The sequence below is a fragment of the Photorhabdus luminescens subsp. luminescens genome (assembly GCF_001083805.1).
Taxonomy (GTDB): domain Bacteria; phylum Pseudomonadota; class Gammaproteobacteria; order Enterobacterales; family Enterobacteriaceae; genus Photorhabdus; species Photorhabdus luminescens.
Window position 1 is genome coordinate 269,995 of record NZ_JXSK01000004.1, and the last position, 25,257, is coordinate 295,251.

17 protein-coding genes and 6 tRNA genes are annotated in these 25,257 nt (G+C 41.7%); 18 read left to right on the forward strand and 5 right to left on the reverse strand.

Going from position 1 to position 25,257, the window contains the following annotated elements:
• Nucleotides 1–54: 54 nt before the first annotated feature.
• From TI10_RS12155 to TI10_RS12165, 3 genes are all read right to left on the reverse strand, one after another.
• Entirely contained in the window at nt 55–2,730 is a 2,676-nt protein-coding gene (locus tag TI10_RS12155) for a beta-N-acetylhexosaminidase (RefSeq protein WP_049583610.1), read from the reverse strand.
• Nucleotides 2,731–3,513: 783 nt separating this feature from the next.
• Complete coding sequence (locus TI10_RS12160) at nt 3,514–3,963, reverse strand: cupin domain-containing protein (protein ID WP_080985041.1); 450 nt, start codon at nt 3,961–3,963, stop codon at nt 3,514–3,516.
• Between the two features lie 1,463 nt (nt 3,964–5,426).
• The gene (locus TI10_RS12165) at nt 5,427–6,191 is read right to left on the reverse strand and encodes a TenA family transcriptional regulator (protein WP_049583612.1); all 765 of its coding nucleotides are present in this window, start codon (nt 6,189–6,191) and stop codon (nt 5,427–5,429) included.
• Between the two features lie 447 nt (nt 6,192–6,638).
• Between TI10_RS12165 and TI10_RS12170 the strand changes: the two genes are divergently transcribed.
• On the forward strand, nt 6,639–7,532 hold the full coding sequence (locus TI10_RS12170; RefSeq protein WP_049583613.1) for a LysR family transcriptional regulator: 894 nt from the start codon (nt 6,639–6,641) through the stop codon (nt 7,530–7,532).
• Between the two features lie 216 nt (nt 7,533–7,748).
• On the opposite strand, the gene glnS is transcribed toward TI10_RS12170, so the two are convergent.
• Nucleotides 7,749–9,416, reverse strand: coding sequence for a glutamine--tRNA ligase (gene glnS / locus TI10_RS12175; RefSeq protein ID WP_049583614.1), 1,668 nt, complete (start codon nt 9,414–9,416; stop codon nt 7,749–7,751).
• A gap of 1,089 nt (nt 9,417–10,505) precedes the next feature.
• On the opposite strand from glnS, the gene nagE reads away from it, so the two are divergent.
• The 10 genes from nagE to TI10_RS12225 all read left to right on the forward strand — a co-directional run bounded on the left by nagE (nt 10,506) and on the right by TI10_RS12225 (nt 16,339).
• Nucleotides 10,506–12,020 carry an N-acetylglucosamine-specific PTS transporter subunit IIBC gene (nagE, locus tag TI10_RS12180; protein WP_049583615.1) on the forward strand — a complete coding sequence of 505 codons (1,515 nt, stop codon included), beginning with the start codon at nt 10,506–10,508 and terminating at the stop codon, nt 12,018–12,020.
• A gap of 279 nt (nt 12,021–12,299) precedes the next feature.
• Nucleotides 12,300–13,112, forward strand: a complete 813-nt coding sequence (nagB, locus tag TI10_RS12185) for a glucosamine-6-phosphate deaminase (protein ID WP_049583617.1) — start codon at nt 12,300–12,302, stop codon at nt 13,110–13,112.
• A 67-nt stretch (nt 13,113–13,179) separates the two neighbouring features.
• Entirely contained in the window at nt 13,180–14,340 is a 1,161-nt protein-coding gene (gene nagA / locus TI10_RS12190; RefSeq protein ID WP_049583619.1) for an N-acetylglucosamine-6-phosphate deacetylase, read from the forward strand.
• A 15-nt stretch (nt 14,341–14,355) separates the two neighbouring features.
• Nucleotides 14,356–15,579, forward strand: a complete 1,224-nt coding sequence (gene nagC / locus TI10_RS12195) for a DNA-binding transcriptional regulator NagC (protein ID WP_049583620.1) — start codon at nt 14,356–14,358, stop codon at nt 15,577–15,579.
• A 151-nt stretch (nt 15,580–15,730) separates the two neighbouring features.
• Nucleotides 15,731–15,807, forward strand: a tRNA-Met gene (locus TI10_RS12200).
• A gap of 5 nt (nt 15,808–15,812) precedes the next feature.
• Nucleotides 15,813–15,897, forward strand: a tRNA-Leu gene (locus TI10_RS12205).
• Nucleotides 15,898–15,925: 28 nt separating this feature from the next.
• Nucleotides 15,926–16,000, forward strand: a tRNA-Gln gene (locus TI10_RS12210).
• Nucleotides 16,001–16,052: 52 nt separating this feature from the next.
• Nucleotides 16,053–16,127, forward strand: a tRNA-Gln gene (locus TI10_RS12215).
• Between the two features lie 55 nt (nt 16,128–16,182).
• Nucleotides 16,183–16,259, forward strand: a tRNA-Met gene (locus tag TI10_RS12220).
• A 5-nt stretch (nt 16,260–16,264) separates the two neighbouring features.
• A tRNA-Gln gene (locus tag TI10_RS12225) sits at nt 16,265–16,339 on the forward strand.
• A 118-nt stretch (nt 16,340–16,457) separates the two neighbouring features.
• On the opposite strand, the gene ubiF is transcribed toward TI10_RS12225, so the two are convergent.
• Nucleotides 16,458–17,639, reverse strand: coding sequence for a 3-demethoxyubiquinol 3-hydroxylase (gene ubiF / locus TI10_RS12230; protein WP_080985051.1), 1,182 nt, complete (start codon nt 17,637–17,639; stop codon nt 16,458–16,460).
• Nucleotides 17,640–17,837: 198 nt separating this feature from the next.
• On the opposite strand from ubiF, the gene miaB reads away from it, so the two are divergent.
• The 7 genes from miaB to TI10_RS12265 all read left to right on the forward strand — a co-directional run bounded on the left by miaB (nt 17,838) and on the right by TI10_RS12265 (nt 25,204).
• A complete protein-coding gene (miaB, locus tag TI10_RS12235; protein WP_036813394.1) occupies nt 17,838–19,268 on the forward strand; it encodes a tRNA (N6-isopentenyl adenosine(37)-C2)-methylthiotransferase MiaB in 1,431 nt (476 codons plus the stop codon).
• An 87-nt stretch (nt 19,269–19,355) separates the two neighbouring features.
• Complete coding sequence (locus tag TI10_RS12240) at nt 19,356–20,333, forward strand: PhoH family protein (RefSeq protein ID WP_175445350.1); 978 nt, start codon at nt 19,356–19,358, stop codon at nt 20,331–20,333.
• Nucleotides 20,330–20,797 (forward strand): rRNA maturation RNase YbeY, encoded by a 468-nt coding sequence (ybeY, locus tag TI10_RS12245; protein ID WP_049583622.1) that lies wholly within the window; start codon nt 20,330–20,332, stop codon nt 20,795–20,797. The genes TI10_RS12240 and ybeY overlap by 4 nt, the downstream gene beginning before the upstream one ends.
• 73 nt (nt 20,798–20,870) lie before the next feature.
• A complete protein-coding gene (corC, locus tag TI10_RS12250) occupies nt 20,871–21,752 on the forward strand; it encodes a CNNM family magnesium/cobalt transport protein CorC (protein ID WP_049583623.1) in 882 nt (293 codons plus the stop codon).
• A gap of 7 nt (nt 21,753–21,759) precedes the next feature.
• On the forward strand, nt 21,760–23,289 hold the full coding sequence (gene lnt / locus TI10_RS12255) for an apolipoprotein N-acyltransferase (RefSeq protein WP_049583624.1): 1,530 nt from the start codon (nt 21,760–21,762) through the stop codon (nt 23,287–23,289).
• A gap of 118 nt (nt 23,290–23,407) precedes the next feature.
• A complete protein-coding gene (locus TI10_RS12260; RefSeq protein WP_049583625.1) occupies nt 23,408–23,869 on the forward strand; it encodes a carboxymuconolactone decarboxylase family protein in 462 nt (153 codons plus the stop codon).
• A 441-nt stretch (nt 23,870–24,310) separates the two neighbouring features.
• Nucleotides 24,311–25,204, forward strand: a complete 894-nt coding sequence (locus TI10_RS12265; RefSeq protein ID WP_049583626.1) for an amino acid ABC transporter substrate-binding protein — start codon at nt 24,311–24,313, stop codon at nt 25,202–25,204.
• Nucleotides 25,205–25,257 lie beyond the last annotated feature (53 nt).

Consider the following 25,257-nt stretch of genomic DNA (forward strand, 5'->3'; position numbering starts at 1 on the left):
TTATCTACCTAGAGAGGGGAACCCATCAAGGGTTCCCCTATTGCTACAACATGATCATGCCTTTACATTATCAATTCGACTGTAACGTTTACCATCCGGACTGACAGAACGGATCAACACATCACCTTTCACTCTTGGACGTTTATGGTTGTTATAAACTTCCCAGTGACGGCCGCCATCAGTCGAATACTGAATTACCAACCCCGGCAACGCAACATTAGCTCGCAAAATGCCACGTTTTACCTTAGCCCCCGGAACCGGCAGACGGTAAGCAATGCCTGCTTTATCCAGTTTACTAAGTTCACGTTGCCCTATCAGGTTAGCGAACCGGGTCCAATCATGATTAAGCGCATCGATATCGACTTTATACGTTTCTCCCCGCTTATATACCTGGCCCGGAACATAATCCAACTCCCAACCGGCCCGGCGCCATGCCCGTTCTGCCAGTGGTAACAAGCGTGGATAAATCATATATTCCATCTGTTCATCCGTCCGAACCGTTTCACTCCATCCTTGACCTGAAAGCCCATAAGCGCCCGGCCACGGCTTATCACTTTTCGCACGGAATACATTACCGTCACGGTCAACGGAAGTTTCAGCATTTTGTGGAACGTTATTAGGCGCAAAACTAAAGATCTTAGCTTCATCGTTAAAACGGGCTGCCCAATAGTAGCCACGCTCCTGCGGATGAACTTCATATGGCATATCCAGATAAATATAATCTGGGTTAGATATCACCACCTCATAGCCCTTATTCGCCCAATCATTGACTGAATCAAAGCCGCCATCGTAGAGAGTGTCCCAGAAATTCACCCCAACGCGTTTAGTGGCAAAATCTTTAGCGCTGTCAACATGTTTTAAACCATCCTGCCATGCCTGCATCCTCTCAATACCGTTAGCATTGACAATCTTGCTCACTTCAATTGCAAAGTAGCTGGAAAGTTGATCAATATCTTTCACAACGCCCTGTGCTATCAGCTTCTGACAAACCGGAGATTTAGCCCAAGGTTTATCCTCCACACTTTTATCAATAATGCCCTTACCCGGTACGATAGGGCCATTTTTATCCTGGAATCCATTTCCCAAACGGATATTCTTCGCTTCATCTCCGCCGAAATGCCAGGTCTCCAATGGTGAGCCTGCTGCCTGATGCATAGCAGCAATTTCACCAATGACTTTCTCAACAAATCGTTTTGAAGAATCCATACACGGGTTCAAATAACTGCGACGATCATAGAGCTGAACAGACGTTGCTCTGGTGGTATCCTCTGGGTCCAGCAAACGATATTCATTCGCCCCTTTCACATTCCCCTGAGCGATTAATTTCTTATAGCGGGCTTCCATAGAAACAACGGCGGCACGAGCATGGGCTGGCATATCAATTTCAGGAATAACGTCGATATAACGGGCTTTAGCGTATCTCAGAATATCAATGTAATCTTGACGGCTGAAATATCCGCTCCCCATATTGTTGTTATCAGGGCCTGAACCCAGTTGTGGTAATAAACATTGAGTTTCACTTAAATCATGACACCGCTGGCTGCCAACTTCCGTCAACTCAGGTAATCCAGGAATTTCCAAACGCCAACCTTCATCATCAGACAGATGAATATGGAATTTATTCAGTTTGTAACTTGCCATTTGGTCAAGCAAACGCAGAACAGCCTGTTTACTGTGGAAATTACGCCCTACATCAAGGAGAACCCCACGATATTCAAAGCGGGGCGCATCTTTTGCCGTTAAAGTAGCAATCTTCCTATCGCCATCAGCCGGAATTAATGACAACAGAGATTGAAGACCGTAAAACACGCCTGATTGGTCAAAAGCGACAATTTGCGCCCCATTTTGGGTAATATTCAGACGGTAAGCCCCTTTAGTCTTCCAATCACCGATAAAATCTGAAGAAACAATCTGAGTCGCAACGGGGTAGCCACTATTCTCTAATTTAATTCCTTGATCAGTAAAACGTTTTCTGACGAGAATAACCGCCTCGTCATTTAAACCACCTAACTCCAGCCTCACCCCGCCAGATAAATCAACATCCTCGGTAAAAATCTGAACCTCTTTTGGGGTCGGGATAATTTGCCCACGCAATTTTTCTGATCCAACCTTTTTAACCTGCAAATTCTTCATATAACGATTTTCAGGCGTCATTAGAATATTGTTATCTGTCTGTGTGCGTTTCCATTGATCACCGGTGAAATCAGATAAAAATTGGCTTAGATCTTCCGTATCCGTATTAACAAGCACTTTAGGCTTCGCATCACCTGACGTTGCATACCAGCGGGGTAGAAAATCAGTACTGTAAATCTGCCAATACTCTCCAATAAACGGCAGTTTTACCTGCTCATTAGCTTTAATACCGGCGAATTTTTCGGTTGGCTCCAGTCTATGTAAATCGCCTGTGATGCGCGTGATTTTGAACTGTTCATTATCTACGCTCAGAACCTGGCGGATACTGTGGAAATAAATCGCCCAGTCAGAAGAGTCAATCGTCTGATTACCATTGGTTAAAGTAATATCTACTCGATTACATTTAGCCCAGTCTGCCCCGAGTACCGCACAGTTAACGCCGTGATCTCCAGCCTGATTATCAACAACTTTATAATTAACTTTTAATTGACTCAGTGTATCAACCACTTGCTGCGCTGTTTGGGAGGCATATGCAAAGCCCATAAGTCCAACTGTTGCAGTCAGTGCTGCTAATGTATGCAATTTAAATTTCTTCATTAATTACCTCTTTCAAACACAAAAGTTATGTAAGGTAAGTCACTGCCCAGAAACACTGAGTGCAGCGACAATGAGCCATGAGAAGACAATAAATGGCATGATGATGTTGAATTTAATCTCTTTCTCATTTTGGAAAGATAAATGCCAATCTTGTGCCATGTGTAACCATAGAATTACTGCCAAAAATGTAAATCGATTTATAAAATAAAAAATCTTATATTAAGAAAGAAAATTAAAGTCACTTAATCAACATCTATAAAGATTATTTTTCGCATCACTAATTATCAATGGTAAAAAAGGGATTTTTTGTAAAACATGACAGAGAACACATTACAAATAAACGCAATCAAAACTATATATGCTATTGATATAAAAATAAAAAATAATACAAAAACACAAAGTCAACAATATAAAAAACGCACTAAAAAATAGATTGATTGATAAAAATATTTTCCAACTAAAATAGATGTAAAATTATTTACCAGTGATAATATTCAAAAAAATAAACTATCCATTGTGATTTTTTATATTCTTAGTTAAGCAATCCGATTTTAATTAAATAAAAAACTCAGCAATTGAGGTGAGCAGCATATTTCCATCAGAATTAAACTCGAAGAAACTACCATTATCCCCATTCAGCACATGACAGTAAATATATTATAAATAGTATTAAAGATCCAGTTAAGGCAATTAATATATATAAAATACCGGGATGTTGCTAATAAGCTTTTATCCCGGTTAGATCATTATCTGTTTTCACATAAAACATATATTTACTTGAATTTAAAGCTCTTCACGAACAGCAAGACCTAAGTTTTGTAACATTGGCGCATTCTCACATGCAACATAGAGTACCTCATTAATAGCACTACTATTAACATGCTGATGCCATGCCCACACAGGCACATATATCGCATCACCGGCTTTCCACGCAACATGTTGTTCACCAATGAGTGAATACCCTTCACCATTAACGATATATATTATAGTTTCATAACTGTGTCTGTGTTTACGGGTTGATTGTCCAGGTTGTAACCCTCCCAGAGTCATACTGAGAACTTTACTGGGTAAATTAACCATAGCCACTTTATGGCGTCTTTCATTTGAGAAATTTAAATCTTGGCTCACTTCAGAATTCAATACATCTTCATGAATCAATTTAGCAGGCTTATCTTCAATTAATTTTTCGGGAACTTTGCCAAAGTCTCCAGATGAGAAAAATGTTTTATTCACTATAATTACCTCCAATATCGTAGTTTATTGTGAAATTTTCATTCTGAAATAATACTCAAAATATTTTATCTTACAAATATCTCAGTCATCATTTCTGCCTATGCTCTCTAATTATCCTGGTAATACTATATTATATATCTATTAGTTCTGAAAAAAGTGCAAGAAATTCTATCAAGTTTACTTATAAATTTTTTTAATCATATTAACTGCATCATTCTGAGTAATAACAGTGGTGGTTGGACTATATTATCGTTCTATACCCTTCATCTTTCAAGCTGCTGCTTTGTTGGCTGCTTTCACTCACCCCAGTCACATAGTTATCTATGCTCCTGGGGATTCGCTCACTTGCCGCCGCGAAGCATCTTGAAATCCATAGGGTATATAGCAATAAATATTTCAGGCCAAAGATATCAGTTAAAAATTTTTATATATCTGTGAATTATTGCCCTCTCTTCATATAAAAAAATCATTATAACCATGTTCTATGAATCATTGATTAAACGTTGCTCCATTTCCCTAATAGCTAAACTTCACAAACCTCTTCCCTTTAGAATTGAGATACTTTCTTAAAGAAGCATTTATGTATTATATATTCTAGACTATTAGGCACATGATAAGTTTCCTCTTAAAAATGGTGACTTTCAAGAATAAATAAAAGATTAGCATTCAAAAAAATAGCATCAAAATTTCCACCATTCTTTAATATTTAAAATATATTGCTATTTCCCACAGAAACGAATTTATTTACCCTATATCGCATTATACTAAACAAGGTATTGTTCATCATTTCTTCAATATCAGAAACAACAAATGGATAGTACCTCTAATGCTATTAAGGCAACAATAACTCTTACGCCGTAGCCTAATTCGCCAAAAGAGGTATCTAGAATTTTTAGTAAAACACCGGTGGACTGAAAATGAGTTGGTGGGAACACATCTTTGTGAATGTTAAAGAACCACTCCATACGTTCAAACTCAGAAACATCGGGAGATTCAACAAGAGTCAACTTTTATTTTACAACTTCGATAACAGCATTATCATGAAAAACTCCATTGACAATATATTACCTTATTTATAATCAATCCTAATTATTAGATATGGTTTTCGAATTTCACTTATCATCTTCATAGAAACTTTAAAAGCTATTCACAATAATCACACACCCTCTAATATAGTATTTATTCTCAGCCATTTCCAATATTAGCTGCATAATTTGTTATCCTACAATATTCGCATTTAAATTTAATTCCCCATTCAATAAAACCAATAATTACTAATTTCATTTTTTATTTTTGACATCATATGAATTCAATCCAATAATTATTGCATTATATATGATCACGAACGTTTGTATCATCTCTCTCGCCAGAAATATATCCATCAACATCTTATGCTGATATTTCATCGCTAGAAACCATCTCAAGTACTTTTGCTGTACATATCATTTATGACGCCAAGTACCTCAATCACATTCGGATAAAAGTGTCACCACATCTGTATTTACCTTGATATTGCTTTGATATAGTTCATTAAGCATCGCAATGCGAAAACGCACCATTTCTTCACCAACGGCTATAACATCCACCCTCCGGTAAGGTTTCTCTTCAACCATTCGATCAATAATTTTTCTCATCGCAATTGCATGATCTTCATCCTCTTCAACATGGATTCTAAAGAAATGCAATGCATCATCAGGCGCCTCTATGAATTGTAAGGCATCCAAAATCGGGCCATAAACCAAAGGTACGATTGCCTCAGCGCCTAAACACAGTGCCGCAAGTCCTCTTAGAGAGTCATCACTGCGGCAGTGGCGAAACATAGCATCAATCAGTTGCTGAGTGCTGTTAAGCATCGGGTCACTTTTAGGAGCAGCGTTAATAGCCGCCATCGCCTTTTTATATAACTCTGCGTGAGATACCTTTGCAGCATCGGTTCCTGTTAGCTCTTCTAACAGATTGTGAGAAAGCAGGGTAAAATCTTTTTGGTCTGCTAACCCTCCCATTAATGAGCAGAGATAGCGAGTGAAATATTGTGAATAGTAATGGTGCTGGATCATAAACTTTCTTAATAAACTCTGGTCCACCTGTCCAGAACGGCAAGCGACCAGAAATATATTCGAATTAAGTTCCTCCAATAGTTCTTTAGAGAAAACGTCTTCCCATAGTGGAGATAAAAAGTAACCAGTTTCTTTTTTAAGCTCGTTTTGAGTGTTGATAGCGAGTTCCATAATAAACCCTTTTAGTAACATTCAACCGACGAAATGGATGATATATAGGCTATTCTCAAGCCAAAAATAGTCGTTCTATGTTTATACAATTCTATCAATCTGTTAGCACAGATTGCTGCAACGCTGTAGGTAAGAATATAAATGTTAATGACCCAATTTAGCTCTACTGTGCTTCGATCACGCACCATATTCAAAGGGATAATCACAGCCATAAAACAAGACGAGTGAAATTTTATTTACACTCGCTCCCGTATCCATTTTAGTTTTCATGACCATTTCGATTTTCAGCCTTGAATCTGTGTGTCTTTCCGCTATATAGCAGCTAAAACAAAATGAATTTTATTTCATACTACAGATTCGCTAATAGTGGATAAATAGACCTACAATCACTTCTGAAGTGACTTTCTTGTCACCAATAGTGACCTAAAAAAATCCCAGGAGGCCCAAATGAATAATTTGAGTGGATTCATAATTTTCATCCATGTAGCCGAAGCTCGTAGCTTCGCGACAGCAGCCCGGCAACTCGGACTCTCTCCTTCGTCCGTTAGCAAAAGCATATCCCGATTAGAAGAGAAATTAGGTGTCCGTCTGCTTCAACGTAGCACCCGTAGTGTCAGTCTGACGGCTGAAGGCACACTGTTCCTTGAGCGCTGCAAACGTATCCTGGACGAGATTTCCACTGCGGAACATGAACTATTAAGCTCCATCTCTGTCCCTCAAGGCCGCCTGCGAGTAAGTTTGCCATCGCTCAGTAACCTGATGTTACCCGTATTATCTGCTTTTGCCGCTTGTTACCCACAGATAGAACTAGAACTGGATTTTAGTGATCGATTAGTTGATGTTATCGATGAAGGGTTCGACGCCGTTGTTCGCACTGGAGAACTAAATGATTCACGATTAATGAATAAACGTATAGGGTCTAGCCATTTTGTCTACGTTGGCGCTCCAAGCTACTTTGCACAACACGGTAAACCATCACACCCCGGAGAATTATTGCACCACGCCTGCTTGATGCATCGTTTTCCAACTACCGGTCTTTTAGAAAAATGGCCACTGTGCTTAGGAAAATCTGAAATAGACATACATCTTCAAGCAAAAATAACCAGCAATCATGTCGAAACACTGCTACACATGGCGATCCAAGGTCACGGCATCGCCTGTTTGCCTGATTTTACCGTTAAACAAGCCTTGGCTAGCGGTGCATTGTTAACCATCCTGGATAAATGGGCGGGTACTTCAACCATCTTCCGTGTTCTCTGGCCATCTAACCGTTGGGTATTACCTAAAGTCAGAGCTTTTGTCGATTTCATGGCAGATAATTTATTCCCAAAAGAGAAATAAATTATTTATCAATAACTTATATATACCCAATGGATTTCAAGATGCATCGCGACGGCAAGGGAGCGAATCCCCGGGAGCATAGATAACTATGTGACCGGGGTGAGTGAGCGCAGCCAACAAAGAGGCAATTTGAAAGATGACGGGTATACACAAAAAAACTGCACCTCAATTGCTGGATTAAATGTCCAACTTGTGAGGTACAGTTCATTATCTTAATTAATCCTGAGAAATCTTTGCCCAGGTATCACGCAGACCAACAGTACGGTTAAATACCAAATTTTCTGCACTAGAATGACAACTATCAGCGCAGAAATAGCCTTCACGCTCAAACTGATAAGTTTGTTCCGACTTAGCATCCACTAAACTCGGCTCAACAAAGCCCTGACGGATCACTAATGATTCTGGGTTAATTGTCGCCAGAAAATCATCTTCTGCGCCTGGGTTTGGTACACTGAACAGACGATCATACAGACGGAATTCCGCGGGAACCGCATGAGCCGCGCTAACCCAATGAATAACACCTTTTACTTTCCGGCCATCCGCTGGATCTTTATTCAACGTTTGCTCATCGTAGCTGCAATAGATTGTCGTAATATTATCGTCAGCATCTTTCTCAACGCGCTCCGCTTTAATGATATAAGCGTTACGCAGACGAACTTCTTTACCCAATACCAGACGCTTATATTGACGATTCGCTTCTTCGCGGAAATCTGCCCGATCAATATAGATCTCACGGCTAAATGGCACTTCACGACTACCCATCTCCGGTTTGTTCGGATGATTAGGCATACTCAAAATCTGCTCCCCTTCCGGCATATTTTCGATCACTAATCTAACCGGATCGAGAACCGCCATTGCACGAGGGGCATTTTCGTTCAGATCATCACGGATACAAGATTCCAACGCTGCCATTTCCACATTGTTGTCCTGCTTGGTGACACCAATACGACGACAGAATTCACGAACAGATGCGGCAGTATAACCACGACGACGCAAGCCTGAGATCGTTGGCATACGTGGGTCATCCCAACCTTCAACAATCTTATCTGTCACCAGCAGATTCAACTTACGCTTAGACATAACCGTGTATTCAAGATTTAAACGCGAGAATTCATACTGCCGAGGGTGGCAATCAATGGTGATATTTTCCAGCACCCAGTCGTACAGGCGGCGGTTATCCTGAAACTCCAGCGTACACAGCGAATGTGTAATCCCTTCAAGCGCATCAGAAATACAGTGAGTAAAATCGTACATTGGGTAGATGCACCATTTATCACCGCATTGATGATGTTCTGCAAATTTAATCCGGTACAAAACCGGATCACGCATCACAATGAAAGGTGATGCCATATCAATTTTGGCACGCAGACAAGCTTTGCCTTCGTCAAATTCACCGGCACGCATTTTTTCGAACAACACCAAATTTTCTTCAATACTGCGGTCACGGTACGGACTGTTTTTACCTGGCTCTTTCAATGTGCCACGATATTCACGGATCTCTTCCGGACTCAATTCATCAACATAAGCCAAACCTTTGTTGATCAATTCAATAGCATATTGATACAGCGTATCGAAATAATTAGAAGAGTAGCGAATATCGCCACTCCACTCAAAACCTAACCACTGAACGTCATTTTTAATAGAATCGACGTATTCAACATCTTCCTTAACTGGGTTGGTATCATCAAAACGCAGATTACACTGGCCCTGATAGTCTTTTGCAACACCAAAGTTCAGACAGATAGATTTCGCATGACCAATATGCAGATAACCATTGGGTTCAGGCGGGAAACGAGTATGTACCAATGTATGTTTACCAGTTGCCAAATCTTCGTCAATTATCTGACGAATAAAGTTTGTCGGGCGGGCGTCTGCCTCACTCATTTTTTATACCTCAATAATGCAAAAATGCGTCACATAACCGCCTATAATCCAACAAGCAGTGATGAGAAACAACCGTTTGTTCATGTAAAATGGCGATTCAGTGCAAAGTTGAGGCGAAAAAACGACTCTTTGTCGAAAAGGAACAGTTTTTATAATTTTTTACTGAAAAATAAGCACGATACTTAGCAATCCAAACTCATTTATCCAAGTTCCTATAATCTTATATAGAACAAATAGTTAAGAATAGAACTTTCTTAATGTCGAAAAAACACTCAACAATAGCACATATCAACAATACAGTACGTTTTATGATAATTATCCGTGAAAACGAAGTAGCATTGAGTAATTTACGATATGAAATAATCAGTGAAACCGTTTTTAATATTTAATTCAACCATAATAAATATTTATGAATAATAACCACCAATTTTAAAGAATAAATAATTGGCACTATACCTATTAGAAATAACTATTTGATAAGATTAAAATAAATCTATATTTTAAATTTATAAATTATCTATTAATTAATACTTCCACTCTAAAAATATAATAAATAATTATATATAAAAATTTATAATTGAAACAATATTAATAATAATCTAAATTACACCATGATTCTAATGGATATTTATTTGAAAATAAATTTACAATTAGACTAATAAAAGAAATCTCAATAAATGATATGACAAACAAAAAAACCATTTCTGAGTGTCTATAATGACACTTCAACTATTCGCCAAATCAATGTGCACAGACAGGCTCCCATTTATAAAACGGTTATCAGTACTTTCCTGTGATTTTCTTGTCTAATTATATGTTTTTCATAATCAAGTTTTATGTCACTCAATCTATTTCGATAGCTAAAAGCCATAAAATCAAATAAATCATTATGTTAATTCAATTGAAAGTTTGAATCCGTTTACTACAGATGACTTAATTTATGCAATTTTAAACAATATCGCTACAGTGATCACAATTACTCATTTATGTGTAGCTTTTTATTATTTTTCAACTAAAAATAAGTTGTATTGCTGTTGTTCATAGCGAGCTATTTTTTCAATAAAACGTCCTACAACTAAGGTAAGCATTATGGGTATATTCAATTATTTGCAGCGATTGGGAAAAGCATTAATGCTTCCCATTGCCACGCTTCCCGTAGCTGCGCTTTTGCTACGTTTCGGCCAACCCGATGTATTTAATATTCCTTTCATCGCCAGCGCTGGCGGTGGTATTTTTGAAAACCTTCCTCTGCTATTTGCACTAGGTATCGCAGTAGGCTTAGCAAAAGATAATGCTGGCGCTGCCGCACTGGCAGGTGTAGTTGGCTTTTTAGTACTCACTAAAGCCACGTCCGTCATAGACTCGACTATCAATATGTCTTTTTTCGCCGGAATTATCTCGGGTATTGTTGCTGGTCACTGTTATAACCGTTTTTCAGATACACGTTTGCCAGAGTTTCTTGCCTTCTTCGCAGGCAAGCGATTAGTCCCCATCATGACAGGCATTATTTGTCTATTCATTGCGTGGATATGTGGTTATGCATGGCCATATGTCCAGCACGGTATTGATTCTTTTAGCCTTTTAGTATCAAAGAGCGGTACGGTCGGATGGTTTACTTATGGTGTGCTTAACCGCTCTCTCATTCCATTTGGTTTGCACTATATCCTGCATTCTGTTTTTTGGTTTAGTTTGGGTGACTGTCTGAAAATTACTTATGACTTAGCCAGTTCTGTACATAATATCTGCCTGGCGCCAGATGTTGCCCGTTCTCTGACCATCGGCGCAGCAGTTCCCGGTATTGATGGCTCAACGATTACCCAAATAGCCACCGATATGAGCCGCGGCGATTTGAACCGTTTCTTTGCCGGTGATCCACATGCTGGAGTTTACATGGCCTGGGCTTATCCTATTTTTATGGGTGGTTTGCCCGGCGCTGCACTGGCAATGTATTTCGCAGCACCAAAGGAACGTCGTCCTCAGATCGGCGGGATGCTATTATCCGTCGCGTTGACAGCATTCTTAACCGGTATAACGGAACCAATAGAATTTTCATTCTTATTCCTAGCTCCAGCTTTATATGTTCTGCATGCAATATTAGCTGGCGTTAGCATGGTTATCGTCAATTCATTGGGTATTCTGCATGGCTTTGGATTCTCTGCCGGATTAATTGACCTTGTATTGAGCTGGGGTCTGGCAACTAAGCCGTGGTTATTAATCCCGTTAATCGCCTTGTTCTTTGTGCTGTACTTTGTTTGCTTCACCCTCATGATTCGTATTTTCAACTTCCGTACGCCAGGCCGCGAAATTGAAGAGACAACTCAAGCGGTTTCCGCCGCCCAAGATAACGAAACAATCCAACACTACATTACCGCTCTTGGCGGCGCACAAAATATTCATACGGTAGACGCCTGTATTACCCGTCTTCGCTTAACCGTTGAAGACAATACACAATTGGATGAACACCGGTTAAAACAATTAGGCGCAAAAGGCGTACTGAAAATAGGTAAACAAAGTGTTCAAGTTGTATTGGGCCCCCAGGCAGAAAGCATTGCCGAGCAGATACGTACTCAACTACCTTCAGATAGGTTAAACAAAAGGTTGTAGTTAAAAACACCTCGAACTTAAAAGGGAACACATCTCTCGTTCCCTTTTATTTTTCTTGCAAAAATAAGGTGGCTTAATAAGTGATAAAATCCGTAAAAATCATCACTTCCGCCAGGAATTTTCTGGCTATTTTTTGGATCTTATTTTAAGATAAAAAATATCTTTGAGGTACAGCATATCTCTTGCTTATACAAATGATTTAAGTATTCGCACGATAAGAAGATTAGTTAATCAGCTAATTTATCCAACCGCTATAATTTCTTGTTTTAAGAGGCACTTATGAGGCTGATCCCCCTAACGAATGCAAGTGACGTTGGTAAATGGTCCGCACACTATATCGTTAGCAAAATCAATGCATTTAACCCCACCGCCGAGCATCCTTTTCTTTTGGGGTTGCCAACCGGCAGTACACCACTGGCAACTTATAAAGAACTCATTGCTCTGCATAAAGCAGGGAAAGTCAGTTTTAAACATGTCGTGACATTCAATATGGATGAATATGTCGGTATTGCCGAAAATCATCCCCAAAGCTACCATAGGTTTATGCACCAGAATTTCTTTGATCATATTGATATCCCAAAAGAAAATATCAATCTACTCAATGGTAATACCTCTGATGTCGAAGCGGAATGTCAACGTTATGAAGACAAAATTAAATCTTACGGCCAAATTCATCTATTTATAGGAGGTGTCGGTAACGACGGTCATATTGCTTTCAATGAGCCTGCGTCATCCTTGACTTCCCGTACACGCATTAAAACACTTACCGTAGAAACCCGTACAGCTAACTCCCGCTTCTTCGATAACGATATTAATCAGGTGCCTAAATACGCCCTGACCGTAGGTGTAGGTACGTTAATGGATGCAGAAGAAATTATGATCCTGGCAACAGGTCTAAATAAGGCCCAAGCCATTCAGGCGGCAATTGAAGGCAATGTCAACCATATGTGGACAATAAGCTGTCTGCAAATGCACCCTAAATCCATCATTGTCTGTGACGAACCGGCAACAATGGAATTGAAGGTAAAAACAGTCAAATACTTCTACCAACTGGAAGCAGATATTATCGGCGAATTCGCCAGTAAAAAATAAAAATCTACGCAGCCTGATTACCGTCATTACCTTCAATCATCATCTCCCGATCCCATAGGAGGCTCAGATGTATGCTTTAACCAACTGCATCATATATACCGGTCATAACAGATTAGATGAGCATGCCGTTATAATTGCAGACGGCTTAATTAAACACATTTGCCCAACACAACAATTGCCCGAACATATTGAAAAACGTGATCTAAATGGCGCAATTCTTTCCCCCGGCTTTATTGATCTGCAAGTGAATGGCTGTGGCGGCGTTCAGTTCAACGATCAGTTGGAAAACATTTCAGAAAAAACGCTGGATATCATGCAAAGCACTAATGAACGCTCTGGCTGCACCAGCTACTTACCAACTCTGATTACCAGCACAGACGAATTGATGATGGCTTCTGTTGAAGTAATGCGCACTTATCTTAAGCATAATCGACATCAAGCTTTAGGCCTGCATCTGGAAGGGCCTTATCTCAATCCGGTAAAGAAAGGCACTCATAATCCAGAACTTATTCGTAAACCTACATCTAAAATGATAAATTTTCTGTGCGATAACGCTGATGTCATCACTAAGTTGACCCTCGCACCGGAAATGGTTGAACAAAAATATATTCAGCAGTTGGTAGAAGCCGGTATTGTTGTTTCCGCCGGTCATTCAAATGCCAGTTATGAAGAAGCCCGACAGGGATTCCAAAACGGGATTACTATCTCAACCCATCTTTATAATGCCATGCCAGCTATTTCCGGGCGTCAACCTGGCTTGATTGGCGCTATCTTTGATACACCTGAAATCTATGCTGGAATCATCGCTGATGGTTTGCACGTTTCATGGCCCAATATTCGTAATACTAAACGTTTGAAAAATGATAAATTAATTTTGGTAACGGATGCGACGGCTCCTGCCGGGCTCGATCCTACCACCTGTAAAATGGCGCATTTCACCTTCGCAGGTAAGACCATATACTATCGCAACGGATTATGTGTTGATCAAAACGGCGTTCTAAGCGGCTCCTCTCTCACTATGATGGATGCCGTTAAAAATAGCGTTGAACATGTTGGTATTGCACTAGATGAAGCACTGAGAATGGCAACTCTCTACCCTGCCCGCGCAATTGGTGTTGATAAATATCTTGGCGCCGTCGAAACCGGGAAAATCGCTAACCTTAGTGTTTTCAGTCACGACTTTAAAATCCGCAAGACCATTGTTAACGGAAAAGAAACTGAACTTTGACGGACGAAATAGCTGATGAATTATAACAACACACAAAAACAAATTGGTAATATTGACCTTGTAAAGCAACTTAACGGGGCTGTGGTATATCGGTTGATTGATCAACAAGGGCCAATCTCTCGCATTCAAATTGCTGAGCAAAGTCAACTTGCGCCAGCCAGTGTGACTAAAATTACTCGTCAGCTACTCGAACGGGGCTTGGTTAAAGAAGTCGATCAGCAAGCCTCCACCGGAGGCCGCCGCGCCATTTCCATCGTTACAGAAAATCGTCACTTCCATACTATCGGTGTTCGTCTTGGCCGCCATGATGCTACTCTTGCTCTTTATGATATGAGTGGTAAAGCCTTGGTTGAAGAACATTATCCACTGCCTGAAGCCACTCAGCAAAAAGTTGAAAACCAGCTCATCAACGCAATAGAAAACTTTATTCAACAAAATCAACCAAGGATCCGTGAACTCATCGCCATTTCAGTTATTCTGCCGGGATTAGTTGACCCAGATACTGGCATCGTCCGTTATATGCCCCATATTAAAGTGACTCACTGGACTCTGGTCGATAATTTGAAAAAGCATTTCAACATTACCTGTTTTGTTGGTCATGATATTCGCAGTTTGGCATTAGCTGAACACTATTTCGGCGCCACCCGTAATTGTGAAGACTCAATATTGGTACGTATTCATCGAGGTACCGGCGCCGGGGTGATTATCAATAACCAGATACTTCTCAATAATAGAGGAAACTTAGGTGAAATTGGTCATATTCAAATTGATCCACTCGGTGAACGCTGTCACTGCGGCAATTTTGGCTGCCTGGAAACTATCGCCGCTAACTCAGCAATAGAAGCACGAGTTCAGCATCAATTAAAGCAAGGTTTTCCAAGCCAGCTAACATTGAATAATTGCAATATCAGAGCTATCTGCCAAGCCGCTAATCAAAATGACCCTCTAGCCTCTGAAGTGATAAAAAGTGTCGGCCATTACCTCGGTAAAGCCATCTCTATCGCGATTAATTTATTTAATCCACAGAAGGTTGTTCTGGCGGGAGAAATTACTGAAGCTCAGAAAGTGCTCTTACCCGCTATTCAAAGTTGTATCAACTCTCAAGTCTTGAAAGAATTTCGTCAAGATCTGCCGATCGTTGTTTCTGAATTAGTTCACTGTTCTGCTATTGGCGCCTTCGCTCTGACTAAACGTGCTATGCTTAATGGTGTTCTGTTACAACACTTACTCGAAGGGTAACACCATTTTTTGTTGGTTTTGTCAGCAAAATGCTTATATGCCAAACAAACAAGCGACTTTAAGCAGATTTCGAGAAAAAAGCAGTTGACGCATTTAGCTGATATACGCATAATGCGCCCCGCAACGCCGATGAAGGTAATGCAAAAAAGATGGCTACGTAGCTCAGCTGGTTAGAGCACAGCACTCATAATGCTGGGGTCACAGGTTCGATTCCCGTCGTAGCCACCATCTTTGCGGGAGTGGCGAAATTGGTAGACGCACCAGATTTAGGTTCTGGCGCCGCAAGGTGTGCGAGTTCAAGTCTCGCCTCCCGCACCATTCATTCATCGAGTTGTCGTTATTCAGATGGGGTATCGCCAAGCGGTAAGGCACCAGGTTTTGATCCTGGCATTCCCAGGTTCGAATCCTGGTACCCCAGCCATAATCCTGATAACACAATTCTGACAACACGTTGTACAGTAACTACTTTCAGTTGGGGTATCGCCAAGCGGTAAGGCACCAGGTTTTGATCCTGGCATCCCCAGGTTCGAATCCTGGTACCCCAGCCATTAACTGAATGTTGTTCACTCAATGTTTTGTCGTGAATTTCTCGCATCAAAATAAGGCTACGTAGCTCAGCTGGTTAGAGCACAGCACTCATAATGCTGGGGTCACAGGTTCGATTCCCGTCGTAGCCACCATTCATTGGGGTATCGCCAAGCGGTAAGGCACTGGATTCTGATTCCAGCATTCCCAGGTTCGAATCCTGGTACCCCAGCCATATTTATCAATGTGTTACTTTTCTCTCCTGTCAATTAACTGCATATTAAAAAAAGCAAATTATCCACGCCATAAATAGATTTACGACGTGCTTGTGAGCTTCAATACCAATTTATACGTTACAATCCCAGTGCATACTTAAGCGCCGCTTTTTTCATTACGCCAGCCCGTTGAGCTGCCATCAGCGCCAGATTACGAGCGACTTTCAGCCCTGGCAACTCATTACTGAACACGGTGTAAAATAGATCCATTCCAGCTTGCATCATTAGGTTATCCGGCATTCTGCGACGTTGATAACGCATCAATACCTCCAATGAATCCCACTGCTCTGTTAATTCCTTCGCCCTTACCAAAATATTAAGCAGAGTATTCACATCCCGATAACCAAGATTTACTCCCTGTCCAGCCAGTGGATTAATGGTATGAGCCGCATCACCCAACAACACTAATCCTTCACGAACATAACTGTTAGCATGATGACGAGCCAAAGGAAATGAACCGGCGGCAACAGGAGTCACTTTACCTAACCGTACAGGAAATGCCTGGAAAATCTCCTGTTCAAGTTGAGCCATTGACATTGCCTGTAATTGTCGTATGCGTGCCGGTTTGTCGTACCATACCAGCGAGGCCCATTGATCAAACAGTGGAAGAAACGCTCTTGGACCAGAGGGAAAAAACTGCTGCCAGGTAATATCCTGCTGCGGCCGTTCTGTTTTTACTGTGATCAACATACAAGACTGTCTGTATTGCCAGCCACGACTGCCAATTCCCGCCATTTGCCGAACCTGAGAACGCGCACCATCAGCCCCGACAATCAAGCGGGCAGTCATTTCCGATCCGTCAGCCAGAGTCACTAACCACCCCTCTTTCTGCCGCTGCATTGATTGCAATACTGCCGGGCACAGCAAAGTCAAATTAGGATATTTATCAAACTGCTGCCACAGAGCCAATTGCAAAATACGGTTTTCAACCATATAGCCCAATTCAGGCAGCCCTAGACTTTGTGCATCAAACACCAAATTAGAATCATTCTGCTCCCAAGTCTCTAATGTTCGATACGGCGCGCTGCGCATCTGTAATACCGCATCCCACGCGCCAAGTTGTTTGAACAAATCTACAGAAGCACAACTGATCGCTGACACACGTACATCAGGTTGACTCTGTGCATCATATGATTGTGGCGGTTGATGATCCAATAAAGCAACTGTCCAACCTTCCTGTGCCAACCCCAATGCTGTTGCAGCGCCGATCATGCCAGCACCAACCACCACTACATCAAAAATCTGTTGTGAATTATTCATCTCAGCCATGCTATTAACCCATTGATTAGTACAGTGTACCGAATTTTTAATTCTCCGGTAGAGAATATCCTGTTTAACAGTCTGGTCACTGCTCCTGCAAATGACTACAATATCCGACAACTTTATGCCTAATACACAATTGCTTTTGCCGTGTAATAACACCTTTCAGCACGGTAGAAAGCTCGGATGCACAAGAAAATGTCGACGATAAAAAAACTGTATATTAAAACTTGGGGCTGTCAGATGAATGAATATGATTCATCTAAAATGGCCGACCTGCTGGAAAGTACTCACGGTTATCAGTTAACCGATGTCGCCGAAGAAGCAGACATTTTACTATTAAATACCTGTTCAATCCGCGAAAAAGCACAGGAAAAGGTTTTCCATCAATTAGGCCGCTGGAAAAACCTAAAAGATACTAATCCAGATATCATCATTGGAGTCGGTGGCTGTGTAGCCTCTCAGGAAGGGGATTTCATCCGTCAACGCGCTCAATGTGTAGATATTATTTTCGGACCGCAAACATTGCACCGTTTACCTGAGATGATCAATCAGGTGAAAGGCACTCGCAGCCCGGTTGTTGATATCAGCTTCCCAGAAATTGAGAAATTTGACCGCCTTCCTGAACCACGCGCTGAAGGTCCGTCTGCATTCGTTTCCATTATGGAAGGCTGCAACAAATACTGTACTTTCTGCGTCGTACCTTATACCCGCGGAGAAGAAGTTAGCCGCCCATGTGATGATGTTCTGTTTGAAATTGCGCAACTTGCCGCGCAAGGTGTACGTGAAGTTAATCTTCTCGGTCAGAATGTGAATGCTTATCGGGGCGCCACTTATGATGGCGACATCTGCTCTTTCGCTGAGTTAATTCGTTTAGTAGCCGCTATAGATGGTATTGACCGTATTCGCTTTACGACCAGTCACCCAATTGAGTTTACAGACGATATTATTGCTGTTTACGAAGATACACCGGAATTGGTTAGCTTCCTGCATCTACCGGTGCAAAGTGGTTCAGACCGTATTCTAACGTTGATGAAACGTGCCCACACCGCCCTTGAGTATAAAAGCATTATCCGCAAACTGCGTAAAGCACGTCCTGATATCTTGATAAGCTCTGACTTCATTATCGGATTCCCAGGTGAAACCCAAGATGACTTCGAGAAAACCATGAAACTGATCGCTGATGTCAATTTCGATATGAGCTACAGCTTCATCTATTCTGCTCGTCCAGGAACGCCGGCAGCGGATCTGCCTGATGATGTCAGCGAAGAAGAGAAGAAACAGCGTCTTTACCTGTTACAACAACGTATCAACCAACAAGCAATGAGCTACAGCCGTGCTATGTTGGGCAGTGTACAACGTATTCTGGTTGAAGGAACTTCCCGTAAGAATGTGATGGAACTTTCTGGCCGTACCGAAAACAATCGGGTTGTCAACTTTGAAGGCCAGCCTGATATGATTGGCAAATTCGTTGATGTTGAAATTGTTGATGTCTACGCCAACTCACTACGCGGTAAAGTTATCCGTACCGAAGATCAAATGGATCTTCGTACACACGAATCACCTGAGTCCGTTATAGCCCGTACCCGTAAAGAAGATGAAATCGGGGTCGGCACTTATCAGCCCTAAATATAGAGATAATCAGTGATTCAACAAATTCATTCACAAATAGCAACTCAGGAAATTTTCCTCGAACCAGCCGATAATCAGCGCCTAATGAGCCTGAGTGGTCCGTTTGATGACAATTTAAAACAGCTTGAACGCCGGTTAGGTATTGAAATTAGCCGTCGTGATAACCGTTTTAAACTGATGGGCAAACCACTGTGCGTTAGCGCAGCCACTAATATCCTACGGCATTTATATGCGGAAACCTCCCCTGTCCGTGGTGTGATCCCTGATATCAAACCAGAACAGATTCATCTGGCAATTACCGAGAGCCGAGTTCTGGAACAAACCGCCGAGAGCATACCCGAATACGGTAAAGCCGTTAACATTCGCACCAAACGCGGCATGGTGAAACCACGCACACCCAATCAGGCACAATACATTGCTAATATTCTTAGCCATGATATTACGTTTGGGATTGGTCCTGCCGGCACGGGAAAAACTTATCTGGCCGTTGCTGCTGCGGTTGATGCACTGGAACGACAGGAAATCCGCCGTATCTTGCTAACCCGTCCAGCGGTAGAAGCAGGTGAAAAATTGGGTTTTCTACCGGGTGACCTGAGCCAAAAAGTTGATCCGTACCTGCGCCCACTCTACGATGCCTTGTTTGAAATGCTAGGTTTTGAAAAAGTTGAGAAGCTGATCGAGCGTAACGTTATTGAAGTTGCACCATTAGCTTATATGCGTGGACGAACCTTAAACGACGCTTTTATTATTCTGGATGAAAGCCAGAACACGACCATCGAACAGATGAAAATGTTCCTGACCCGTATCGGCTTCAACTCCAAAGCGGTTGTTACCGGTGACGTTACACAGATCGACCTACCTCGTGGGCAGAAATCCGGCCTACGCCATGCCATTGAAGTTCTATCAGGCGTCGGCGAGCTGAGTTTCAACTTTTTCCATAGTGATGATGTTGTCCGTCACCCGGTTGTTGCCAAAGTTGTCATTGCCTATGAAGAGTGGGAAGCAACTGAGCAAAAACGCAAACAGGCACTCAGTGAGCAACGCAAGCAGGAAGCACAATGAGTTCAGTAATACTTGATTTACAAATTGCTTGTGAACATTCACAAGGTCTTCCTGAAGAAACCCTGTTCCAGCGCTGGCTGGATGGGGTTTTACCTCAATTTCAATCTGAAAGTGAAGTCACTATCCGCATTGTTGATGAGGCAGAAAGCCACGATTTAAATCTGACCTACCGTGGTAAAGATAAGCCAACAAATGTGTTATCTTTCCCATTTGAAGCACCACCAGAAGTTGATTTGCCCCTGCTTGGCGATCTCATTATCTGTCGTCAGGTTGTTGAAAAAGAAGCGGAGGAGCAACAAAAAACCGTAGAAGAACATTGGGCGCATATGGTTGTACACGGCTGCCTACATTTGCTGGGTTATGACCATATCGAAGATGATGAAGCGGAAGAAATGGAATCTTTGGAAACAGAAATTATGCAAGAGTTAGGTTATGCTGACCCCTACCTTGCAGAAAAAGAGTAACCATTCGTACCATTTTTATGCTAAAAAATACCAACAATAACTTAATTTAGTGGGAAATTTTCATTAAAACGCCATGAGCGACGACCATCCTTCAAGTAACGACAACCCTGGCCCTAAGAAAGGGTTTTTCACTCTTCTTCTCAACCAGCTTTTTCACGGTGAGCCAAAAAGCCGTGACGAGCTGGTGGAATTGATCCGTGACTCTGAACAAAACGATCTGATTGATCCTGATACCCGCGATATGCTCGAAGGAGTAATGGATATTTCCGATCAGCGTGTCCGGGATATCATGATTCCCCGTTCTCAAATCGTTACCTTAAAACGTAATCAAACCCTGGACGAATGTCTGGATGTCATTATCGATTCGGCTCACTCTCGTTTCCCCGTGATCAGTGAAGACAAAGATCATATTGAAGGGATGTTAATGGCAAAAGACCTATTGCCATTTATGCGCACCGATGCCCCACCATTCAGCATAGATAAGGTTCTGCGTCAGGCTGTCGTTGTACCTGAAAGTAAACGGGTTGACCGCATGCTGAAAGAATTCCGTTCTCAACGTTATCATATGGCAATTGTCATTGATGAGTTTGGTGGTGTGTCGGGCCTAGTCACTATCGAAGATATTCTTGAATTGATCGTCGGTGAAATTGAAGACGAATACGATGAAGAAGAAGATGTCGATATTCGTTCCTTGAGCCGTCATACCTATACGGTACGAGCGCTAACTCAGATTGAAGACTTTAATGAAGCCTTTAGCACCCAATTTAGTGATGAAGAAGTGGATACTATTGGCGGTCTGGTTATGCAGGCATTCGGTCATTTGCCCGCCAGAGGGGAGTCCGTTGATATCAATGGTTATCTCTTTAAAGTAGCTATGGCCGATAGCCGAAGAATTATTCAGGTTTATGTTACGATACCGGATGATGCGCCAATACCTAACCTCGAAGAAGAATAAAATCTGAATGAACAAAGCTTCATTATTAAATTGCCAGCGGCTGCGCGCCCTACTGGCACTATTTTTTGGAGCCAGTGGAACACTGGCTTTTTCGCCTTTTGACTTCTGGCCTGCCGCTATTATCTCCCTGTTTGGACTACAACTTCTGACTTTAAACAGAACACCCCGACAAGCGGCATTTATTGCTTTTTGTTGGGGATTCGGTCTGTTTGGCAGTGGTACAAACTGGGTGTATGTCAGTATTGCTAATTTCGGCGGCATGCCAACCGCGGTCAATATTCTGCTGGTTATATTACTTGCCGCCTATCTTTCGCTCTATCCTGCTTTATTCGCTGGCTTACTCAACCGTTTCTTCGCAAAAACGAACGGGATGAGGCTGGCTGTAGCAGCACCTGCATTATGGCAACTCACCGAATTCCTGCGAGGCTGGGTTCTGACCGGTTTTCCCTGGCTACAATTCGGCTACAGCCAATTAGACGGTCCAATGAAAGCCATTGCGCCAATTTTGGGTGTTGAGGCCATCACTTTCCTGTTAATGATTATTAGCGGGTTATTCGTTCTGGCTGTTATACATCGGAAAATAGTCGCTGGTATTATTGCTGTCGCCATTCTGCTATTACCGTGGTCAATACGCCATTATCAGTGGTATAACCTACTGCCTGAAAAAACAGTTGATGTCGCGCTAGTTCAGGGAAATATTCCACAGTCCCTAAAATGGGACCCTAACATGCTCAGCAAAACTATGGACATCTACATGGGCAACAGCCTGCCATACATCGGCAAAATACCGATAATCATCTGGCCTGAGTCCGCCATTCCTTCATTGGAAAATTATCAACGCCACTTTCTAACAAAATTGGATGAGCTGTTACGTAATCAACATACCAGCCTTATTACCGGTATTGTCGATGAAAGAGCCGTTGGCGACAGTGATAAGATCTATAACAGTGTGATTGTCCTTGGCGATAAAAAACCTTATCAATATCCGGCAGCTATTCGCTACGATAAATATCATCTGGTACCATTCGGTGAATTTGTTCCGCTGGAATCTCTACTCCGCCCTCTGGCGCCATTCTTCAACTTACCTATGTCTTCGTTCAGCCGAGGCAACTACATTCAACCACAGCTTTCTGTTGCAGGATATAACCTGACCACCGCTATTTGTTATGAAATTATACTGGGTGAACAGGTTCGCGCGAATTTCAAACCGGATACTGAATTCTTACTCACTGTATCCAATGATGCTTGGTTTGGTAGTTCAATCGGCCCCTGGCAACATTTCCAAATGGCACGCATGCGTTCCCTCGAATTAGGACGCCCATTACTACGTAGTACCAATAACGGTATTACAGCCGTTATCAGCCCGGACGGAGAAGTGCAAGCCGAACTCCCACAATTTACCCGTAATGTTCTGGCAGCTAAAGTGACACCTGCAACCGGGATAACACCCTATGCTCGCTGGGGTAACTGGCCGGTATGGATAATTACCGTATTGTTCGCCCTGTTTGCCTTAACATATAACCGCCGTAAATCTTGAACCAGATATCTATATAGTCAAAAGGGAGCAAAAACGGCTCCCTTGCATCACGCAAAAACAGATTAACTTTTAATCCATTTTCCATCCCATTGATAGAAAAACAAAGGAGTAACAAGTTATGCAAGCAAAACGTCTGCAACCATCGGAAATTTCACCAGAGCTTTATAACGCTGTCGTAAAAGTCGATGAATTAACTTATCAATCCACCCTCGGTAAGGCACTCATCGAACTTATCAAAGTCAGAGTTTCCCAAATCAATGGCTGTGCCTTTTGCCTTAATATGCATGCCAAAGCTGCCCGCAAAGTCGGAAATAGCGAACAAAAACTCTACCTCCTGAGTGCCTGGAAAGAGGCAACTATTTTTACATCACGGGAACGTGCGGCGTTAGGCTGGACAGAGGCTTTATCTCGAATTGCCGAAATTGGGGCAGAAGATGAACATTACACCCCGTTATTAGCAGAATTTGATGAAAAAGAGATTGTCGATTTAACGTTGTTAATCGGCCTTATTAACCTGTGGAATCGTCTGGCGATTGGTATGAAATATACTCTGCCCAACTCTACCACTGACCTATCCTAAGAAATTCAGCAAGGTTAATGACTAACGATAATTAACCTTGCTAATCCTCAATAACTGATATCACTCGATGTTATGCAAGTAACTTACTTAAACAACTTATTAGTACTAATTTTACCCCCCTTTATTATTTTGGCATGCTAATTGCTGCTATATCTATGAATGAAAAGGAAAATAGCTGTTTCACTAACCAAAAATGGGAAAACGCACTAGAAAAATGATAATTACGCACCTTTATTGTGCAAGATAAACAACATTGTTCATTTATAGTGCGAGACAGCTCCCGAAATAGAAACAATTCATTTTCATTGACTAACCCTTTTGTACTATTTTTTAACATTATATATACACATGACAGCAAATGATCCTCGATTAAAAACAAATCACAGAGAAACTTTTGCAAACACAACATCGCAAACGATAGCCACATTAAAGGAGTTGTATATGCGTATGCGTAACCTAGTATTAACCATGATGTTACTTGGCATGGCAGGGGCTGTTCAGGCCGATGAATTAACGGGAACACTGAAAAAGATTAAAGATGATGGCGTAATCATTGTTGGGCACCGTGAATCTTCCGTGCCTTTTGCTTACTACGATAATCATCAAAAAGTCGTCGGCTACTCTCAGGATTACTCTAATCTGATTGTTGAAGCAGTGAAGAAGAAACTGGATATGCCAAATCTGCAAGTAAAATTGATACCCATCACTTCGCAAAATCGTATCCCACTGTTACAAAATGGGACTTATGATTTCGAATGCGGTTCCACTTCCAACAACCTTGAACGCCAAAAACAAGTCACTTTCTCAAACTCTATCTTTATTGTTAATACACGTTTGCTGACTAAAAAAGGTTCCGGTATAAAAGATTTCCCTGATTTAGCAGGTAAAAATGTCGTTGTCTCAGCAGGCACCACTTCTGAAATATTGCTGAATAAACTCAATGATGAAAAAAACATGAAAATGCGTATCATCAGTGCAAAAGATCATGGTGACTCATTCCGCACTCTGGAATCCGGCCGTGCCATCGCCTTTATGGTGGACGATGCTCTGCTAGCAGGTGAACGCGCCAAAGCGAAAAAACCTGATCAATGGGAAATTGTTGGTACGCCTCAGTCTAGAGAAGCCTATGGTTGTATCTCACGCAAAGACGATCTTCAATTCAAGAAGCTGATTGATGAAACCATTGTTCAGGCGCAAACCTCTGGAGAGGCAGAGAAATCATTTGAACGCTGGTTCAAACACCCGATTCCACCCAAGAATCTGAACTTGAACTTCTCTTTGTCTGATGAAATGAAAGCACTATTTAAATCGCCAAATGATAAGGCGCTTGACTAGAAATATAATTAAAAAAATGACTATTTGATTGGCATCACAGGGTGCGAGGTGGC

Coding starts and splice junctions, on each gene's coding strand:
- TI10_RS12155 (WP_049583610.1), bottom strand. CDS start 2,730: ATGAAGAAATTTAAATTGCATACATTAGCAGCACTGACTGCAACAGTT.
- nagB (WP_049583617.1), top strand. CDS start 12,300: ATGAGGCTGATCCCCCTAACGAATGCAAGTGACGTTGGTAAATGGTCC.
- miaB (WP_036813394.1), top strand. CDS start 17,838: ATGTCGACGATAAAAAAACTGTATATTAAAACTTGGGGCTGTCAGATG.
- nagC (WP_049583620.1), top strand. CDS start 14,356: ATGAATTATAACAACACACAAAAACAAATTGGTAATATTGACCTTGTA.
- ubiF (WP_080985051.1), bottom strand. CDS start 17,639: ATGAATAATTCACAACAGATTTTTGATGTAGTGGTGGTTGGTGCTGGC.
- TI10_RS12265 (WP_049583626.1), top strand. CDS start 24,311: ATGCGTATGCGTAACCTAGTATTAACCATGATGTTACTTGGCATGGCA.
- corC (WP_049583623.1), top strand. CDS start 20,871: ATGAGCGACGACCATCCTTCAAGTAACGACAACCCTGGCCCTAAGAAA.
- lnt (WP_049583624.1), top strand. CDS start 21,760: ATGAACAAAGCTTCATTATTAAATTGCCAGCGGCTGCGCGCCCTACTG.
- TI10_RS12240 (WP_175445350.1), top strand. CDS start 19,356: ATGAGCCTGAGTGGTCCGTTTGATGACAATTTAAAACAGCTTGAACGC.
- ybeY (WP_049583622.1), top strand. CDS start 20,330: ATGAGTTCAGTAATACTTGATTTACAAATTGCTTGTGAACATTCACAA.
- TI10_RS12260 (WP_049583625.1), top strand. CDS start 23,408: ATGCAAGCAAAACGTCTGCAACCATCGGAAATTTCACCAGAGCTTTAT.
- nagE (WP_049583615.1), top strand. CDS start 10,506: ATGGGTATATTCAATTATTTGCAGCGATTGGGAAAAGCATTAATGCTT.
- TI10_RS12165 (WP_049583612.1), bottom strand. CDS start 6,191: ATGGAACTCGCTATCAACACTCAAAACGAGCTTAAAAAAGAAACTGGT.
- TI10_RS12170 (WP_049583613.1), top strand. CDS start 6,639: ATGAATAATTTGAGTGGATTCATAATTTTCATCCATGTAGCCGAAGCT.
- nagA (WP_049583619.1), top strand. CDS start 13,180: ATGTATGCTTTAACCAACTGCATCATATATACCGGTCATAACAGATTA.
- glnS (WP_049583614.1), bottom strand. CDS start 9,416: ATGAGTGAGGCAGACGCCCGCCCGACAAACTTTATTCGTCAGATAATT.